Below are 17,172 nucleotides of genomic sequence, written 5' to 3'. Positions count from 1 at the left end.
GGCCGTCAGTCCATCCGGGCGATCACGTACCGGAAGATGTTCGGCAGCCACACGGCGCCGTCCGATCGCTCGAACGGGTGAAGCGCCTCGGCCAGCTCCTTCTCCGCCAGCACGGAATCGGCCGTGCCGTCGTAGAGCCCGGTCGACAGCAGCCCGCGTACCGCGCTGTCCACGTCCGCGTACCCGAACGGGCAGAACACCCGCCCGGAACCGTCCGGCCGGAGCCCGGCCCGCTCCACCAGCGCGTCCAGATCCCGCGGCGCGGGCCCACCGCCGAGGACCGAAGGCACCGTGCAGCGCTCCGCGGGCCCCCAGTCGGCGAGCACCACCGCCCCGCCGCGGCGGACCGCGGGCAGGGCCGCAGCCAGGGCCGCGGGCGCAGGGGAGAAGGCGAGCAGGGCGTCGTACGGGCGGGGCGGGGCCGACGGCTCCGGCGGGTCCGCCAGAACCTCCAGCAGCCGCTCACGGGCCAGCGCCCGCCGGGCCGGATCCGCCTCCACGCCCGTGGCCACGGCTCCCCGCCCGGCCGCCAGCAGCAGCGGCAGCCCGGCTCCGCAGTCCAGGCCGAGCAGCCGGTCGCCCGGCCCGACCTCCAGCCGGTCGTAGACCGCTTCGTACAGCGGTACAAGCATCCGTTCCTGGATCTCCGCCCAGTCCCGGGCGACGAGCGTCGCCGTCGGCGTCGGTGTCATCGAAAGAGCGCTCCTGATTCCGTGTCGCCCCCTTGCCCCCGTTGCCAGAGAACTCCCCATTCGCCCCCGCGTCCAGAGGAGCGCGGCACCCGATTCACGCATCGTGTGCCGGGCGCCGTACGATTCGCGGCATGGCAAAGGCACCCGTTCTCACCCCGCAGGCGGAGGATTTCCCCCGCTGGTACCAGGATCTGATCAACAAGGCCGAGCTGGCCGACAACGGTCCGGTCCGAGGCACCATGGTCATCCGACCGTACGGCTACGGCCTGTGGGAGCGGATGCAGCAGGAGATGGACGCGCGCATCAAGGACGCGGGCGCCCAGAACGCGTACTTCCCGCTGTTCATCCCGCAGTCGTACCTGACGAAGGAAGCCGAGCACGTCGAGGGCTTCGCGCCCGAGCTCGCCGTCGTCACGCACGGCGGCGGCAAGGAGCTGGAAGAGCCGGTCGTCGTCCGGCCCACGTCCGAGACGATCATCAACGACTACTTCTCCAAGTGGGTCCAGAGCTACCGCGACCTGCCCCTGCTGATCAACCAGTGGGCCAACGTGGTCCGCTGGGAGATGCGCCCGCGCGTGTTCCTCCGTACGAGCGAGTTCCTCTGGCAGGAGGGCCACACCGCCCACGCCACCTACGAGGACGCCCGCGACTACGCGGCCCGCATCCACACGGACGTCTACGGCGACTTCATGACGAACGTGCTCGGCATCGACGTCGTGCTCGGCCGCAAGACCGCCAAGGAGCGCTTCGCCGGCGCCATCAACACCCTCACCCTCGAGGGCATGATGGGCGACGGCAAGGCCCTGCAGCTGGGCACGAGCCACGAGCTCGGCACCAACTTCGCCAAGGCCTTCAACACCCAGTACCTGTCGAAGGAAGGCAAGCAGGAGCTCGTCTGGCAGACCTCGTGGGGCGTCTCGACCCGCATGGTCGGCGGCCTGATCATGTCCCACGGCGACGACAACGGCCTGCGGGTCCCGCCGCGCCTCGCGCACGTCCAGGTCGTCGTCATGGCGATCAAGGGCGACGAGGCCGTCACCAAGGTCCGCGAGCTGGGTGCCCAGCTGAAGGCCGCCGGCCTGCGGGTGCAGGTCGACGACCGCGTCGACACCCCCTTCGGCCGCCGCGCCGTGGACTGGGAGCTCAAGGGCGTACCGGTCCGCATCGAGATCGGTCCCCGCGACCTGGAGGCCGGCACCGCGATGCTGGCCCGCCGGATCCCGGGCGGGAAGACCCCCGTGCAGATCGACGCCCTCGCCGACCTGCTGCCCAAGGTGCTGGACGAGGACCAGGCGCAGCTGCTGCGCGAGTCCCGCGAGCGCCGTCTGGCCCGTACGTCCGACGTCGCGACCATCGGGGAGGCCGCCGAGGCCGCCGTCGCCGGTGGCTGGGCGCGGATCCCGTGGGCCGACCTCGGTCCGGAGGGCGAGGCCAAGCTGGCCGAGCAGGCCGTCTCCGTGCGCTGCCTGATCGCCGAGGACGGGTCGGTCCCGGAGGCGGACGACGCCCCGGGTACGCTCGCGATCGTCGCGCGCTCGTACTGACCGGGCCGCTACCGGCTCGTGTGCCCCGGCGTGCGGCTCGTGCCGCGCGCCGGGGCCGGTTCATGTCGGTCGACCGGGGCGATGTGGTCGACGTTACGTACCGACTCCTCCTGAGATCGGCGCACCCGTCCTCGTCAGGACGCATGAGACTGAACTGACTGGTACGTGCAAAAAATTTGGAATGGCCCGGAATCGGAACACCCGGGCACCTCGGCTCGTTGTCACGACGTGAGCACGACACCACCTGTTCTCGCCGCAGAGCTGGCGCAGGCGTGGGCCGATATTCAGCGGTACCACCCCGAGCTGCCTGACCTTGCCGCGCCCGAGTCCCTGATCGGAGAGTCCTCGTCCGCCTGCGGCGCCGAGCTCTCCTTCGAGCGACTGCTGCACGAGGCAGTCCACGGCATTGCAGCCGCCCGCGGTGTCCGCGACACCTCGCGCGCCGGCCGCTACCACAACCGCAGATTCCTCGCGATCGCCGAGGAGATGGGGCTGGACCACTCCGAGGAGCCGCACGCGAGCAGCGGTTTCTCCCTGGTCACGCTCAATCCGGAGGCGAAGCGCCGCTACCGTCCCACCATCGAGCGGCTGCAGCGCGCGCTGAAGGCACACACGGCCGCCACCGCGGCCGACACCAAGCGCAGCTTCCGGGGACCTGCCGCCCGGCACGGTTCCTCGGGCGGCGGCGTACGCGTCAAGGCGGTCTGCGACTGCGGGCGCAACGTCCGGGTGGTCCCCTCCGTGCTGGCCCAGGCGCCGATCGTGTGCGGTGGCTGCATGAAGCCCTTCCGCATCCCCGACGTGGCCATCGCGGCGGCCTCCTGACCGCCCTTCCCGTCGCCGCCGGGCCACCGCCCCACGGCGAACCGGGCGCCGGGCCATCGCCCCCACCGGGGCGGCCGCCGACGGCGCACGTACGGGTGGCCCGTACCGCCGGCGGGCACCGGTCCTGCCCGCCCGGCTGAGCGCGCCGCAGGCGTATGGCACAATGGCTAGCTGTACTCGACAGTCGCATAGGACCCCTCTCTCCTCCGGCTGACGCGTCCATCGGGCACCCGAGTACCGCAACCCCACGTGGCATCTCATGTGCCCAACCACGTCAAGTTCAGGAGACACCACTCCAGTGGCAGTCAAGATCAAGCTCAAGCGCCTCGGCAAGATTCGCCAGCCGCACTACCGCATCGTCGTCGCCGACGCCCGCACCCGCCGGGATGGTCGCGCGATCGAGGAGATCGGTATCTACCACCCGACCTACAACCCGTCGCGCATCGAGGTCAACGCCGAGCGTGCGCAGTACTGGCTGTCCGTCGGCGCCCAGCCCACCGAGGCTGTGCTCGCCATCCTGAAGCTGACCGGTGACTGGCAGGCCCACAAGGGTCTCCCCGCCCCCGCGCCGCTCCTGCAGCCGGAGACGAAGGAGAGCAAGCGTCGCTCCTTCGACGAGTTCGCCAAGGCCCTCGAGGGCATCGGCGAGGGCAAGGGCGAGGCCATCACGCAGAAGGCGAAGAAGGCCGACAAGAAGGCGGACGAGGCTGAGGCCGCCGCCGAGTCGACCGAGGCCTGAGCATGCTCGAGGAGGCTCTTGAGCACCTCGTGAAGGGCATTGTGGACAACCCCGACGAAGTGCAGGTCGCCTCGCGCAACCTGCGCCGCGGGCAGGTGCTCGAGGTCCGGGTCCACCCCGACGACCTCGGCAAGGTGATCGGCCGCAACGGCCGCACCGCACGTGCTCTGCGTACCGTCGTGGGCGCCATCGGCGGCCGTGGGATCCGCGTCGACCTCGTCGACGTGGACCAGGTCCGCTGAGCAGTTGATTCACCGGCACGGGCCGGGGAGGGCGTTGGTCGCCCGCCCCGGCCCGTGTCGTTTCTGCCTCCGGGCAGGAGCGACCATAGATGTGAGCAACCACGCCGCAGTAAGGGAAGAGCACAGTGGAGTTGGTAGTCGCGCGGATCGGCCGCGCCCACGGCATCAAGGGTGAGGTCACCGTCGAGGTGCGCACCGACGAGCCGGAGCTGCGACTGAGTCCCGGCGCCGTGCTCAAGACGGAGCCCGCGACGGCGGGACCGCTGACGATCGAGACGGGCCGCGTGCACAGCGGGCGGCTGCTGCTCCGCTTCGCGGGCGTCAAGGACCGCACCGGAGCCGAGTCGCTGCGCAACATCCTCCTGATCGCCGAGGTGGACCCCTCCGAGCTCCCGGAGGAGGAGGGCGAGTACTACGACCACCAGCTGATGGACCTGGACGTGGTGCTGGAGGACGGCACCGAGATCGGCCGGATCACCGAGATCTCCCACCTGCCCTCGCAGGACCTCTTCATCGTCGAGCGGCCGGACGGCACCGAGGTGATGATCCCCTTCGTGGAGGAGATCGTCGCCGAGATCGACCTGGAGGAGCAGCGCTGCGTCATCACCCCGCCGCCCGGGCTGATCGACGACCGTGACGCCGTCGTCGTCTCGACCCGGGACGAGGACGCCGCCGATTCCGGGGACGACGCCTGATGCGACTCGACGTCGTCACGATCTTCCCCGAGTACCTGGAGCCGCTGAACGTCTCCCTCGTCGGCAAGGCGCGCGCCCGCGGGCAGCTCGACGTCCACGTGCACGACCTGCGGGAGTGGACGTACGACCGGCACAACACGGTGGACGACACCCCGTACGGCGGTGGCCCCGGCATGGTCATGAAGACCGAGCCGTGGGGCGAGGCCCTGGACTCCGCCCTGGCCGACGGCTACGAGGCGGGCGCGCACGGTCCCGTCATGGTGGTCCCCACCCCCAGCGGCCGCCCCTTCACCCAGGAACTGGCCGTCGAACTCTCCGAGCGACCCTGGCTGATCTTCACACCGGCCCGGTACGAGGGCATCGACCGCCGGGTCATGGACGAGTACGCCACGCGCATGCCGGTGTACGAGGTCTCCATCGGCGACTACGTCCTGGCGGGCGGCGAGGCCGCCGTACTGGTGGTCACCGAGGCCGTGGCCCGGCTGCTGCCCGGGGTGCTCGGCAACGCCGAATCGCACCGCGACGACTCCTTCGCGCCGGGCGAGATGGCGAACCTGCTGGAGGGGCCCGTCTACACGAAGCCCCCGGTGTGGCGCGGCCGGGACATCCCCGAGGTGCTGCTCAGCGGGCACCACGGGAAGATCGCCCGGTGGCGCCGGGACGAGGCCTTCCGCCGGACCGCGCAGAACCGCCCCGACCTGATCGAGCGCTGCGAGGCCGCCGGCTTCGACAAGAAGGACCGGGAGATCCTCTCCGTCCTGGGCTGGCAGCCGTCCGCCGACGGCCGATTTTGGCGCAGGGCCCAGGCCGTGGAAGAATAGGCGGCTGCTGTGTGCTCGCGGGCGCCCCTGCCACAGGGGGACCGTCGTCCGCCGGGTCCCGCAGCTCCCGAATTCTCTACGGAAACCCGCACTGGCGACCTGTGGCGTCATGCGAAGAAAGCAGACGAAGAACATGTCTCACCTGCTCGACGGCGTCAACGCCGCCACGCTCCGCACGGACGTCCCGGCCTTCCGCCCGGGTGACACGATCAACGTGCACGTCCGCGTGATCGAGGGCAACCGCTCCCGTATCCAGCAGTTCAAGGGCGTAGTCATCCGCCGCCAGGGTGCCGGTGTCTCCGAGACCTTCACCGTGCGCAAGGTCTCCTTCAGCGTCGGTGTGGAGCGTACCTTCCCGGTCCACTCCCCGATCTTCGAGAAGATCGAGCTCGTCACCCGCGGTGACGTTCGCCGCGCCAAGCTGTACTACCTCCGTGAGCTCCGCGGCAAGGCCGCGAAGATCAAGGAGAAGCGCGACCGCTGAGGAAACTCCCGGAGTCCGGAGGCGGCCGGATAGGCTCGGCCCCGATGGACACCGAAGCACCTCACACGCAGCGCGGCCACTCTTCCCCCGTCGAGGGGGAGGGGCGGCCGCGTTTTGCGTTCCCCCGGACCGGGCGGACGGCCGGCGGGCGACCCCTCACCTGGCGCCGCGCCGCAGTGCTCGGTGTGATCTGCACCGTCTTCCTGCTGCTGTTCAGCAATTTCGTGGTCCAGCCCTTCCTGATCCCGAGCCGCTCCATGGAACCGACGCTCCAGGTCGGGGACCGGGTGCTGGTCAACAAGCTGGCGTACCGTTTTGGCGAACAGCCTCGGCGGGGGGACGTGGTGGTCTTCGACGGCACGGGCTCCTTCGTACGGGAACGCCCCGACGGCAATCCGATCGGCAGCGTGCTGCACGGCGCGGCCTCGGCGCTCGGGCTGGCCGAGCCGTCCGACACCGACTTCGTGAAGCGGGTCGTGGGGGTCGGCGGCGACGACGTGGTGTGCTGCGACGCCGGCGGGCGGGTGGCGGTCAACGGCGTGCCGCTGGAGGAGCCGTACCTCCATCCCGGCGACGCGCCCTCGGTGGTGCCCTTCCGGATCGTCGTACCGCTCGGGACGCTGTGGGTCATGGGTGATCATCGTTCCCAGTCCCGGGACTCCCGGGACCACCTGGGGGAACCGGGCGGGGGGATGGTGCCGGTGGAGAAGGTGATCGGGCGGGCCGACTGGATCGGTTGGCCGCTCTCGCGCTGGAACGACATCGGTGGTGGTCATGGGTAGCCGAGGGCGGTCGAAGGGCGGACGGGGACGGGGACCGGAACGGGACTGGGAATTCGAGCCCGAACCCGAGCCGGAGCCCACCCCGGCTCCGCTGGTGGGGGGCCGGCTGGAAGGCGGCCGGGCCGAACGGCGCCGGACGGCCCGCAAGGTGCGCCGGCGCCGCCGTACGCGCCGGGCCGGCGAGGTGCCGCTGCTGGTGGTCGTGGCGCTGTGCATCGCCCTGCTCCTCAAGACCTTCCTGGTGCAGGCCTTCTTCATTCCGTCGGGTTCGATGGAGCAGACGATCCGGATCGGCGACCGGGTCCTGGTGGACAAGCTGACGCCGTGGTTCGGCTCCAAGATCGAGCGCGGCGACGTCGTCGTGTTCAAGGACCCCGGCGGCTGGCTCAAGGGCGAGGCGGCCCGCCCGCCCAAGGACCCGATCGTGGTCAAGCAGATCAAGCAGGCACTGACCTTCATCGGCCTGCTGCCCTCGGCCGACGAGCAGGACCTCATCAAGCGGGTCATCGGCGTCGGCGGGGACACCGTCAAATGCTGTGACAGCCGGGGCCGGATCACCGTCAACGGATCGCCCCTCGATGAGCCGTACGTGAACCCGGGCAACACCCCTTCGGACATCACGTTCGACATCCAGGTGCCGGAGGGCCGGCTCTTCGTGATGGGCGATCACCGCGCGAACTCGTCCGACTCCCGCTTCCACCTCGACGAGGGCTTTCAGGGCACCATCCCCGAGAGCGGGGTCGTCGGGGAGGCCGTCGTGATCGCCTGGCCCTACGGGCACTGGGCCAAGTTCGAGCAGCCGGCGACCTTCCGGACGGTCCCCGATCAGGCACGGCGCGAGGGACGCGGGCGACGACGGCGCCGTCGGGGCGTGCCGTTCGCATAGTGTGTCCTCGGTCTCCCGCGCCTTAGGGAACTCCCGCTCGTTAAGGGAGGGGAGGGCCCGTGCCGGATTCGGCGCGGGCGGCAATCGCGAGTGAGGAGTGGATGTGGGGGACGTGGCGGTAGGCGCACGGTCCGGACGCGACGAAGGCGAGGAGCGGCCGGACGACGCCGTCGAGCGCGAGACCGAGGAGGACGGCGATGCCAAGGAGCACGCGCACCGGTCCTTCTGGAAGGAGCTCCCGCTCCTCATCGGCATCGCCCTGCTGCTGGCCCTGCTGATCAAGACGTTCCTGCTCCAGGCGTTCTCGATCCCGTCGGCCTCGATGCAGAACACCCTACAGATGGGTGACCGGGTGCTGGTGGACAAGCTGACCCCGTGGTTCGGCTCCGAGCCGGAGCGCGGCGAGGTCGTCGTCTTCCACGACCCCGCGGACTGGCTGTCGGGGCAGCCCACTCCCGAGCCGAACATCCTCCAGCAGGTGCTCAGCAAGATCGGCCTGATGCCGGACGCCTCCGAGAAGGACCTGATCAAGCGGGTCATCGCGATCGGCGGGGACACGGTCGAGTGCAAGAAGGGGGGACCGGTCGTCGTCAACGGCAAGGAGCTGGACGAGCCGTACATCTACCCCGGCAACACCCCGTGCGACGACGCCCCGTTCGGCCCGATCACCGTGCCCAAGGGCAAGATCTGGGTCATGGGTGACCACCGGCAGAACTCCGAGGACTCCCGCTACCACCAGCAGGACTCCACCAAGGGCTTCGTCCCGGTGGACAAGGTCGTCGGGCGGGCCGTGGTGGTCGCGTGGCCGGTCACCCGCTGGGCCACCCTGCCGGTCCCGGACACCTTCGACCAGCCGGGCATCGGCAACCAGGCCGCCGCGACCGCGCTCGGCCTCGGGGCCGCCGGGCTGGCCCCGGTCGGACTCGGCCCGGCCGCGCTGGGGCTCGCGGGAGCCGTCCCGCTGGTCATGTGGCGCAGGCAGAAGCTGACCAGCGGCCGTACCGACGGGTAGGGTGCCGCCCAGGTCGACGATCCCGGAGTGTGGGGGCGCTGCAATGGGCGGAACACAAGCAATACGCGGTGGCAAGGATGGCCGCGGCGGTCTCGGCAATGTGCTGTCGGGAATCGCCGTGGCCATCGGCTTTGCGCTCTTCCTGGGCGGCTTCGTGTGGGGGGCGGTCGTCTACCGGCCCTACACGGTGCCCACCGACTCGATGACGCCCACGGTGAAGCCCGGGGACCGGGTGCTGGCGCAGCGCATCGACGGCGCCGAGGTCCGCCGCGGGGATGTGGTCATCTTCACCGATTCCCTGTGGAGCGATTCCCCCATGGTCAAGCGGGTCGTCGGCATCGGCGGCGACGTCGTGAAGTGCTGCGGCGCGGCCGGCGAGCTGACGGTCAACGGCACCCGGCTGGACGAGCCGTACGCCGACACCACCAAGCCGGACACGGACCTGGCCATGCCCCCCGGACAGACCGCGCCCTCGGGGACCCCCTTCGAGGTGGCGGTCCCCGAGGGCAACCTCTTCCTGCTCGGCGACAGCCGGGCCGCCTCCCTGGACTCCCGGGCCCACCTGCAGGAGACCGGTCAGGGCAGCGTGCCCCGATCGGCCGTCAGCGCACGCGTCGACGCCCTGGCCTGGCCCTCCGTGTCGATGCTGGAGCGGCCGGCCACGTACGCCGCCCTGCCCGGCGGGATCTCGCGGCCCGGGCCGCTGCGCCTCCAGGTGGCGGCGGTGCTGGCCGGCGCCGTCCTGGTGCTGCTGGGGGCCGCGTACGGGCCGGTCGCACGGGTCCTGGCGCGCGGACGACGACCGGAGCGGGCCGGTGTCCGCTGACCCGGCCGCCGGGCACGGCCGCCGGAAGGTGTCGCGGGTGATCCTGCTGGACCCGGCCGACCGGATCCTGCTGCTGCACGGCTTCGAACCGGCCGACCCCTCCGACGACTGGTGGTTCACCCCCGGCGGCGGGCTGGAGGGGACCGAGAGCCGGGAGCAGGCCGCACTGCGCGAGCTGGCGGAGGAGACCGGGATCACGGAGGTGGAGCTGGGCCCGGTGCTGTGGCACCGCTACTGCTCCTTCCCCTTCGACGGGCGGCGCTGGGAACAGGACGAGTGGTACTTCCTCGCCCGGACGGCCCAGACCGAGACCGAGATGGGCGGCCTCACCGAGCTGGAGCGGCGCAGCGTCACCGGAGCCAGGTGGTGGACCTCCGAGGAACTTCTCGCGGCCCATGAGACGGTGTACCCGACCAGACTCGCCGAGCTGCTCCGTACGCTGCTCGACGACGGTCCTCCGGGTGAGCCGGTGGTCCTGGCCCCGGAAATCGTTTAGGGGCGCAGGGGCCTGGCGCACAATAGGGGGACGCACGGCTGAAGGGGAACATGCCATGAGTGCCGAGGACCTCGAAAAGTACGAGACCGAGATGGAGCTGAAGCTCTATCGGGAGTACCGCGACGTCGTCGGGCTGTTCAAGTATGTGATCGAGACGGAACGCCGTTTCTACCTCACGAACGACTACGAGATGCAGGTGCATTCGGTTCAGGGGGAGGTCTTCTTCGAGGTCTCCATGGCCGACGCCTGGGTCTGGGACATGTACCGGCCGGCCCGCTTCGTGAAGCAGGTGCGGGTGCTGACCTTCAAGGACGTGAACATCGAGGAGCTCAACAAGAGCGATCTCGAACTGCCCGGCAGCTGAGCCCGGCACCGGCGAGGCCGCCTCACCCGCAAGGGTGAGGCGGTTTTCCACATTCGCCGGACCGTCCACCAAGATCCACGAGGTGGGCGGGGGTGCGGGACCGTCGGTGCCGGAGGTGGTGCCGGATGAACGCGAAGTGCGTGGCACAGCAGGCATTGGGGCGGTACGGCGAGGAACTCGCGGCACGGCGGCTGACCGAAGCCGGGATGACCGTGATCGCGCGGAACTGGCGGTGCCGCGGCGGCGAGATCGACATCGTCGCCCGGGACGGGGACGCCGTCGTCGTGTGCGAGGTCAAGACCCGCCGGGCGGGTGAGTTCGAGCATCCCATGGCCGCCGTACGGCCCGCGAAGGCCGAGCGCCTGCGCACGCTCGCCGGGCGCTGGCTCGCCGACCACGGCGGACCGCCCCCGGGCGGGGTGCGCATCGACCTCGTCGGGGTCCTGCTGCCGCGGCGCGGCGCCCCGCAGGTGGAACACGTCAGGGGGGTGGCCTGATGGGGTTCGCGCGGGCCTGCTCGGTGGCCCTGGTCGGCGTCGACGGCGTGGTGGTCGAGGTACAGGCCGACCTGGAACCCGGCGTGGCCGCCTTCACCCTGGTGGGGCTGCCGGACAAGACCCTGGTCGAGAGCCGGGACCGGGTGCGGGCGGCCGTGGTCAACTCGGGAGCGGCCTGGCCGCAGAAGAAGCTCACGGTCGGACTGAGCCCGGCCTCCGTACCGAAATCGGGCGCCGGCTTCGACCTGGCCGTCGCGGCGGCCGTGCTCGGGGCCGCCGAAGTGGTCGACCCGGGCGCGATCGCCGACCTCGTCCTGATCGGGGAACTGGGGCTGGACGGCCGGGTGCGCCCGGTCCGCGGGATCCTGCCCGCGGTCCTCGCCGCGGCGGAGGCCGGCTACCGGCAGGTGGTGGTGCCGCAGCAGTGCGCGGCCGAGGCCGCGCTCGTACCGGACGTCTCGGTCCTCGGGGTACGCAGCCTGCGCCAGCTCATCGCGGTCCTGACCGGCGGGGAGGTCCCCGAGGAGGAACCCTGCGACCCGCCCGGCAGGCCGGACCCGATGCTGGCCGGACTGCTCGTCCCGGGGGCGGGGCTGGGCACGGGCCTCGCCCGGGGCCGGCCCGGCCGGGAGGACGGCACGGACTTTCCCGACCTCGCGGACGTGGCCGGGCAGCACACGGCGCGCCGCGCCCTGGAGGTGGCCGCCGCCGGAGGACACCACCTCTTCCTCAGCGGACCGCCCGGAGCGGGCAAGACCATGCTCGCCGAGCGGCTGCCCTGGCTCCTGCCGCCGCTCACCCGTCAGGATTCCGTGGAGGTCACGGCCGTCCACTCGGTCGCGGGAATCCTCCCGCCCGGCGAACCACTGGTCGCCAGACCGCCCTACTGCGCGCCGCACCATTCGGCGACCATGCAGTCCCTGGTGGGCGGCGGGACCGGGATCCCCAGGCCCGGGGCGGTCTCCCTGGCCCATCGAGGCGTTCTCTTCCTGGACGAGGCCGCGGAGTTCCACAGCCGGGCGCTCGACGCGCTGCGGCAGCCCCTCGAATCGGGACACGTGGTCATCGCCCGAGCCGCCGGAGTGGTAAGGCTGCCCGCCAGGTTCCTGATGGTGCTCGCCGCAAACCCGTGCCCGTGCGGGCGCCACACCCTGCACGGAGCCGGCTGCGAATGTCCGCCTTCGGTGATCCGGCGTTACCAGGCGCGGCTGTCCGGGCCGTTGCTGGACCGGGTGGACCTGAGGGTGGAGGTCGAGCCGGTGACCCGCTGCGACCTGCTGGGGCAGGGCGGCCGCGGGGAATCCACCTCGGTGGTCGCCGACCGGGTGCGTCAGGCCCGGGAGCGGGCCGCGGCCCGGCTCGCCGACACGCCGTGGCGGCTCAACTCCGAAGTGCCCGGGCAGGAACTGCGCACCCGGTGGCAGGCCGGGCCCGGCGCACTGGCCCCCGCCGAGCGCGATCTGGAACGGGGACTGCTCACCGCGCGCGGGCTGGACCGGGTGCTGCGGGTCGCCTGGACCGTGGCCGACCTGCGGGGGCGGGACCGGCCCGAGGCGCTGGACGTGGCCGTGGCGCTGGAGCTGCGGACCGGGATCGCCCGCGGGGCGATGTCGCTGCCCGGGGCCGGGTCATGACCGGCTCCGGGGACGCGGAACTGCTGGCGCGGGCTGCGCTCACCCGGGTGCTGGAGCCCGGCGACGCGCACGGCGGTCGGTGGCTGCGCGAGTTCGGCGCGGTGCGGCTGATACGGCTGCTGACCGATCCGGGGGCAGAGCCGGACACTCCGTCCGGCGTGGGACCCGAGCGGCTCGCCGGATACCGCAGACGGGCCGCGCTGGCCGATCCCGGGCGGGACCTCGCCGATGTTGCCGGGGCGGGGGGCCGGTTCGTCCACCCGGGGTCGGCCGAGTGGCCGACCCAGCTCGACGACCTGGGCGACGAGAGGCCCGTCGGGCTGTGGCTGCGGGGCCGGCCGAACCTGCGGACCTGGGCGCTGCGTTCGGTCTCCGTGGTCGGGGCCCGCGCCTGCACCCCGTACGGCGCGCACATGGCCCAGACCCTGGCCGCCGGACTCGCCGAGCGGGGCTGGGTCGTGGTGTCCGGCGCGGCGTTCGGGATCGACGGATCCGCCCACCGGGGCGCCCTCGCCTCGGGCGGCGCGACCGCGGCGGTGCTGGCCTGCGGGGTGGACGTCGCCTACCCGCGCGGACACGCCGGGCTGCTCGGCCGGATCGCCGGGCAGGGCCTGATCCTCGGGGAGCTGCCACCGGGCAGCCACCCGACACGCAGCCGGTTCGTCCTGCGCAACCGGGTCATCGCCGCCCTCACCCGGGGCACGGTCGTCGTGGAGGCCGCGCACCGCAGCGGTTCCCTGGTCACGGCCCGGCGGGCGCAGCGCCTGGGACGCTTCACGATGGGCGTCCCCGGACCCGCCACCAGCGGGCTCTCCGCCGGGGTGCACGAGCTGCTGCGGGGCGAGGCCGTGGTCGTCACCGACGCGGCCGAGGTGGTCGAGCTGGTCGGGGCCATGGGCGAGCTGGCTCCCGAGCGGCGCGGTCCGGTGCTCGCCCGGGACCTGCTCGACCCGGACACCGCCCGTGTGCTCGAAGCGCTGCCCGCCGGCCGCCCGGCGGGCGTGGCCGAGCTGGCACTTGCCTCCGGCACCGGCGTCGATGAAGTCATCGGCAGACTGTACGAACTTCACTCTCTGGGGTTCGTCGAACGGCAGGGCGACGGCTGGCAGTTGAGCAGACAAACGGCTGGAGGAGGCACACAAACCGGCGCTGCCCGGCGAGGCGGTCGTTGACCTGGGGTGTTCCGGTGAAAGAGTGAAACCGATGAGAGACGCGGTCTTCCCGGTGGCGGTCGCCGGGACCGAGCGCCAGGCGCCGGTCCCGGGGCGCCCGCGCGAGTCCGGGCGCCTCCCGGCCCCCGCGCCATCCCGTACTCTTCGCGCACCGCGACAATCCCGTCACGCTACGCTCCCAAGGAATCCGGCTCCGGCAAAGGCGAAGCATGCCCCAGCACACCTCAGGGTCCGACCGCGCTGCGGTGCCCCCCGCTGCCCGAGGCAGCGTGCGGTCCACCGCGCCCTCGTCCCTGGAGGTGCTGTGGCGCTCGTACAAGGAATCGGGTGACGAGCGGCTGCGGGAGCAGCTGATCCTGCACTACTCGCCCCTGGTCAAGTACGTGGCCGGCCGCGTCAGCGTGGGCCTGCCGCCCAACGTGGAGCAGGCCGACTTCGTCTCCTCCGGGGTCTTCGGGCTGATCGACGCCATCGAGAAGTTCGACATCGACCGGTCGATCAAGTTCGAGACGTACGCGATCACCCGGATCCGCGGCGCGATGATCGACGAGCTGCGGGCGCTGGACTGGATCCCGCGCTCGGTCCGGCAGAAGGCGCGCGCCGTGGAACGGGCCTACGCCACGCTGGAGGCCCAGCTGCGGCGCACCCCGACCGAGAGCGAGGTCGCCGGGGAGATGGGGATCGGTGTGGAGGATCTCCACACCGTCTTCAGCCAGTTGTCGCTGGCCAACGTGGTCGCCCTGGAGGAGCTGCTGCACGTCGGCGGGGAGGGCGGCGACCGCCTCTCGCTGATGGACACCCTGGAGGACACCGCCGCCGACAACCCGGTGGCGGTGGCCGAGGACCGCGAGCTGCGGCGCCTGCTGGCGCGGGCCATCAACACGCTGCCCGAGCGGGAGAAGACCGTGGTGACCCTCTACTACTACGAGGGCCTCACGCTGGCCGAGATCGGCAATGTCCTCGGCGTCACCGAGAGCCGGGTCAGCCAGATCCACACCAAGTCCGTCCTGCAGTTGCGCGCAAAGTTGGCAGATGTGGGGAGGTGAGCTTGCGCCACCTCCGTAGAGTGGATGCGTGCCCAGGATTCGAGCGGCCTCCGTGGCCGAGCACCGGTCGATGCAGCGCGGCGCCCTCTTGGACGCTGCGCGGTCCCTGCTGTCCGAAGGCGGGACGGAGGCGCTGACCTTCCCCGCCCTCGCGGAGCGCACCGGGCTCGCCCGGTCCTCCGTGTACGAGTACTTCCGCTCCCGCGCCGCCGTGGTCGAAGAACTGTGCGCCGTGGACTTCCCCGTGTGGGCCGCCGAGATCGAAGCGGCGATGGAACAGGCCCCGTCGCCGGAGGAGAAGATCGAGGCCTATGTGCGCAGCCAGTTGGGGCTGGTGGGCGACCGGCGGCACCGGGCGGTCGTGGCCATCTCGGCCAGCGAGCTCGACGCGGGGGCCCGCGAGAAGATCCGCGCGGCCCACGGCGGTCTCGTGGCGATGATCGTCGAGGCGCTGAGCTCCCTGGGGCACGCGGAGCCGCGACTGGCCGCGATGCTGTTGCAGGGGGTCGTGGACGCCGCCGTGCGGCGGATCGAGCTGGGCGCGGCCGAGGATCCCGCCGTCGTGACGGAGGCGGCCGTGGCCATGGCCTTGCGGGGCGTGCGCGGCTGAGGCCCCGGGGCTCCGCCCCCGGACCCCGCGCCTCAAACGCTGCCGAGGCTGGATCTCGCTCCCGCCGGGTGTGCCTGTGTGGCTCAAGGATCGGGGCTCCGCCCCGGACCCCGCGCCTCAAACGCCGGCGGGGCTGCATGTGGCAGGAGGCGGGGGGTTGCGTGGGGGGTGAGGGTGAGCGGGTTGAGGTACGTCTCGCCTGACAGGAGGCCCCAGTGGAGGCAGGGCTGCGGGCAGTGGGAGCCCTCCGTCAGGACCGCCACCACCTGGCCTGCCGCGACCTGCTCGCCCTCCGTGACCAGGGGCCGGACCGGCTCGTAGGTGGTGCGCAGCCCGTTCGGCAGGGCCAGCGAGAGAACTCCGCGCCCGGCGACGAGCCCGGCGTAGTGGACCTGGCCGGCCGCGACCGCCCGGACCTCCGCGCCCACCGGCGCGGACAGGTCCACACCGCGGTGACCGGCCGCGTAAGGGGTCGGCGGCGGGTCCCACCAGCGGGCCACCGACAGCGGGGCGGGCAGCGGGCGGACCCCGGGAAGGGCCGGCTGGGCCAGGGCCAGGAGCAGGCTGAGCAGCAAGGTCGTCATGGACCTCAGCGTCCCGCGCCAGCCGGACCGCCGCCCCGGCCTGTGGACGGCCGCGCCGTTGTGGACAACGGCGTCACCCGGCATACCGCCGGGTCCCGTACACTTCTTGTGGCGATCCGGGTCACCGGGTCGACTTCGCACGCCCCGGCGCCAGGCTGAAACAGCCAGGTGACAGCGTCTCTCGGTCCCTCATGGGGGCAGGGCGCGGTGGGGCGTCAGGAACCAAACCGAGAAACCAAGGAGATGGCCATGGCCGTCGTCACGATGCGGGAGCTGCTGGAAAGCGGCGTCCACTTCGGTCACCAGACCCGCCGTTGGAACCCGAAGATGAAGCGCTTCATCTTCACGGAGCGCAACGGCATCTACATCATCGACCTGCTGCAGTCGCTGTCGTACATCGACCGCGCCTACGAGTTCGTGAAGGAGACCGTCGCGCACGGTGGCTCCATCATGTTCGTCGGTACCAAGAAGCAGGCCCAGGAGGCCATCGCCGAGCAGGCGACGCGCGTTGGTATGCCGTACGTCAACCAGCGCTGGCTGGGTGGCATGCTCACCAACTTCTCCACCGTCTACAAGCGCCTTCAGCGTCTGAAGGAGCTTGAGGCGATCGACTTCGAGGACGTCGCCGCCTCGGGTCTCACCAAGAAGGAGCTCCTGGTCCTCTCCCGCGAGAAGACCAAGCTGGAGAAGACCCTCGGTGGTATCCGCGAGATGTCGAAGGTCCCCAGCGCCGTCTGGATCGTCGACACCAAGAAGGAGCACATCGCCGTCGGTGAGGCGCGCAAGCTCCACATCCCGGTCGTCGCGATCCTCGACACCAACTGCGACCCCGACGAGGTCGACTACAAGATCCCGGGCAACGACGACGCGATCCGTTCCGTCACCCTGCTCACCCGCGTGATCGCCGACGCCGTCGCCGAGGGCCTCATCGCCCGCTCCGGCGCTGCGACCGGTGACTCGAAGCCGGGCGAGAAGGCCGCCGCCGAGCCGCTCGCCGAGTGGGAGCGCGACCTGCTCGAGGGCGAGAAGAAGGCCGACGACGCCGAGGCCGCCCCGGCCGAGGCCGCTGCCCCGGCCGCCGAGGCTGTCGAGGCCCCGGCCGCCGACGCCGAGCAGGCCTGACCCACTGAGAGCGCCCGGCGTTCACCCGCCGGGCACTCGCAGTACGGACGATGACGGCGGGGGAGCCGCGCCAAAAGCGCGGCGCCTCCGCCGTTCACC

General features: G+C 71.7%; 21 protein-coding genes. 19 read left to right on the top strand and 2 right to left on the bottom strand.

The genetic code is table 11. The annotated features are described in order from the left end of the window. Positions 1-5: 5 nt before the first annotated feature. Positions 6-692 carry a class I SAM-dependent methyltransferase gene (locus tag KO717_RS10670; RefSeq protein WP_301366254.1) on the bottom strand — a complete coding sequence of 229 codons (687 nt, stop codon included), beginning with the start codon at positions 690-692 and terminating at the stop codon, positions 6-8. A 131-nt stretch (positions 693-823) separates the two neighbouring features. On the opposite strand from KO717_RS10670, the gene proS reads away from it, so the two are divergent. The 18 genes from proS (at position 824) to KO717_RS10580 (ending at position 15,367) form a co-directional block, all read left to right on the top strand. Continuing rightward, a complete protein-coding gene (proS, locus tag KO717_RS10665) occupies positions 824-2,236 on the top strand; it encodes a proline--tRNA ligase (protein WP_301366253.1) in 1,413 nt (470 codons plus the stop codon). A 228-nt stretch (positions 2,237-2,464) separates the two neighbouring features. Beyond that, on the top strand, positions 2,465-3,061 hold the full coding sequence (locus tag KO717_RS10660) for a hypothetical protein (protein ID WP_030012572.1): 597 nt from the start codon (positions 2,465-2,467) through the stop codon (positions 3,059-3,061). Between the two features lie 298 nt (positions 3,062-3,359). After that, positions 3,360-3,800 (top strand): 30S ribosomal protein S16, encoded by a 441-nt coding sequence (gene rpsP, locus KO717_RS10655; RefSeq protein WP_030386406.1) that lies wholly within the window; start codon positions 3,360-3,362, stop codon positions 3,798-3,800. Between the two features lie 2 nt (positions 3,801-3,802). Beyond that, positions 3,803-4,042 carry an RNA-binding protein gene (locus tag KO717_RS10650; protein ID WP_030011889.1) on the top strand — a complete coding sequence of 80 codons (240 nt, stop codon included), beginning with the start codon at positions 3,803-3,805 and terminating at the stop codon, positions 4,040-4,042. Positions 4,043-4,167: 125 nt separating this feature from the next. Beyond that, positions 4,168-4,737: a ribosome maturation factor RimM gene (gene rimM, locus KO717_RS10645; protein WP_301366252.1), complete on the top strand. Its 570-nt coding sequence runs from the start codon at positions 4,168-4,170 to the stop codon at positions 4,735-4,737. Beyond that, entirely contained in the window at positions 4,737-5,558 is an 822-nt protein-coding gene (gene trmD, locus KO717_RS10640) for a tRNA (guanosine(37)-N1)-methyltransferase TrmD (RefSeq protein ID WP_189745542.1), read from the top strand. The genes rimM and trmD overlap by 1 nt, the downstream gene beginning before the upstream one ends. A 133-nt stretch (positions 5,559-5,691) precedes the next feature. Next, complete coding sequence (gene rplS, locus KO717_RS10635) at positions 5,692-6,042, top strand: 50S ribosomal protein L19 (RefSeq protein WP_301366251.1); 351 nt, start codon at positions 5,692-5,694, stop codon at positions 6,040-6,042. Positions 6,043-6,086: 44 nt separating this feature from the next. Next, positions 6,087-6,824 (top strand): signal peptidase I, encoded by a 738-nt coding sequence (gene lepB / locus KO717_RS10630; protein WP_301366250.1) that lies wholly within the window; start codon positions 6,087-6,089, stop codon positions 6,822-6,824. Beyond that, positions 6,817-7,710: a signal peptidase I gene (lepB, locus tag KO717_RS10625; protein WP_437184489.1), complete on the top strand. Its 894-nt coding sequence runs from the start codon at positions 6,817-6,819 to the stop codon at positions 7,708-7,710. The genes lepB (KO717_RS10630) and lepB (KO717_RS10625) overlap by 8 nt, the downstream gene beginning before the upstream one ends. Before the next feature lie 112 nt (positions 7,711-7,822). After that, positions 7,823-8,722, top strand: a complete 900-nt coding sequence (lepB, locus tag KO717_RS10620) for a signal peptidase I (RefSeq protein ID WP_301366249.1) — start codon at positions 7,823-7,825, stop codon at positions 8,720-8,722. A 43-nt stretch (positions 8,723-8,765) separates the two neighbouring features. Next, a complete protein-coding gene (lepB, locus tag KO717_RS10615; protein ID WP_301366248.1) occupies positions 8,766-9,548 on the top strand; it encodes a signal peptidase I in 783 nt (260 codons plus the stop codon). Next, on the top strand, positions 9,538-10,044 hold the full coding sequence (locus tag KO717_RS10610; protein ID WP_301366247.1) for an NUDIX hydrolase: 507 nt from the start codon (positions 9,538-9,540) through the stop codon (positions 10,042-10,044). Before lepB (KO717_RS10615) ends, KO717_RS10610 begins: the two co-directional genes overlap by 11 nt. 55 nt (positions 10,045-10,099) lie before the next feature. After that, positions 10,100-10,408 carry a DUF2469 domain-containing protein gene (locus KO717_RS10605; protein ID WP_005311352.1) on the top strand — a complete coding sequence of 103 codons (309 nt, stop codon included), beginning with the start codon at positions 10,100-10,102 and terminating at the stop codon, positions 10,406-10,408. 125 nt (positions 10,409-10,533) lie between these two features. Next, positions 10,534-10,905, top strand: a complete 372-nt coding sequence (locus KO717_RS10600; protein ID WP_301366237.1) for a YraN family protein — start codon at positions 10,534-10,536, stop codon at positions 10,903-10,905. Continuing rightward, positions 10,905-12,539, top strand: coding sequence for a YifB family Mg chelatase-like AAA ATPase (locus KO717_RS10595; protein ID WP_301366235.1), 1,635 nt, complete (start codon positions 10,905-10,907; stop codon positions 12,537-12,539). Before KO717_RS10600 ends, KO717_RS10595 begins: the two co-directional genes overlap by 1 nt. Then, positions 12,536-13,711, top strand: a complete 1,176-nt coding sequence (dprA, locus tag KO717_RS10590; protein WP_301366233.1) for a DNA-processing protein DprA — start codon at positions 12,536-12,538, stop codon at positions 13,709-13,711. Before KO717_RS10595 ends, dprA begins: the two co-directional genes overlap by 4 nt. Before the next feature lie 209 nt (positions 13,712-13,920). Beyond that, positions 13,921-14,757 carry an RNA polymerase sigma factor WhiG gene (gene whiG / locus KO717_RS10585; protein ID WP_030012408.1) on the top strand — a complete coding sequence of 279 codons (837 nt, stop codon included), beginning with the start codon at positions 13,921-13,923 and terminating at the stop codon, positions 14,755-14,757. A 52-nt stretch (positions 14,758-14,809) separates the two neighbouring features. Continuing rightward, positions 14,810-15,367 (top strand): TetR/AcrR family transcriptional regulator, encoded by a 558-nt coding sequence (locus tag KO717_RS10580; protein WP_150262113.1) that lies wholly within the window; start codon positions 14,810-14,812, stop codon positions 15,365-15,367. A gap of 83 nt (positions 15,368-15,450) precedes the next feature. Here the strand turns inward: KO717_RS10580 and KO717_RS10575 are convergent, their stop codons facing one another. After that, entirely contained in the window at positions 15,451-15,951 is a 501-nt protein-coding gene (locus KO717_RS10575) for a M23 family metallopeptidase (protein WP_301366231.1), read from the bottom strand. A gap of 249 nt (positions 15,952-16,200) precedes the next feature. Here KO717_RS10575 and rpsB point away from each other — a divergent pair, with 249 nt between their 5' ends. Continuing rightward, on the top strand, positions 16,201-17,073 hold the full coding sequence (rpsB, locus tag KO717_RS10570) for a 30S ribosomal protein S2 (RefSeq protein ID WP_301366229.1): 873 nt from the start codon (positions 16,201-16,203) through the stop codon (positions 17,071-17,073). The last annotated feature ends 99 nt before the right edge of the window (positions 17,074-17,172 follow it).

Origin of the sequence: Streptomyces xanthophaeus (assembly GCF_030440515.1) — a bacterium.
GTDB lineage: Bacteria > Actinomycetota > Actinomycetes > Streptomycetales > Streptomycetaceae > Streptomyces > Streptomyces kutzneri.
The sequence above is the reverse complement of the archived record's forward strand: the minus strand, read 5'-3'. Positions and strand labels throughout refer to the sequence as shown.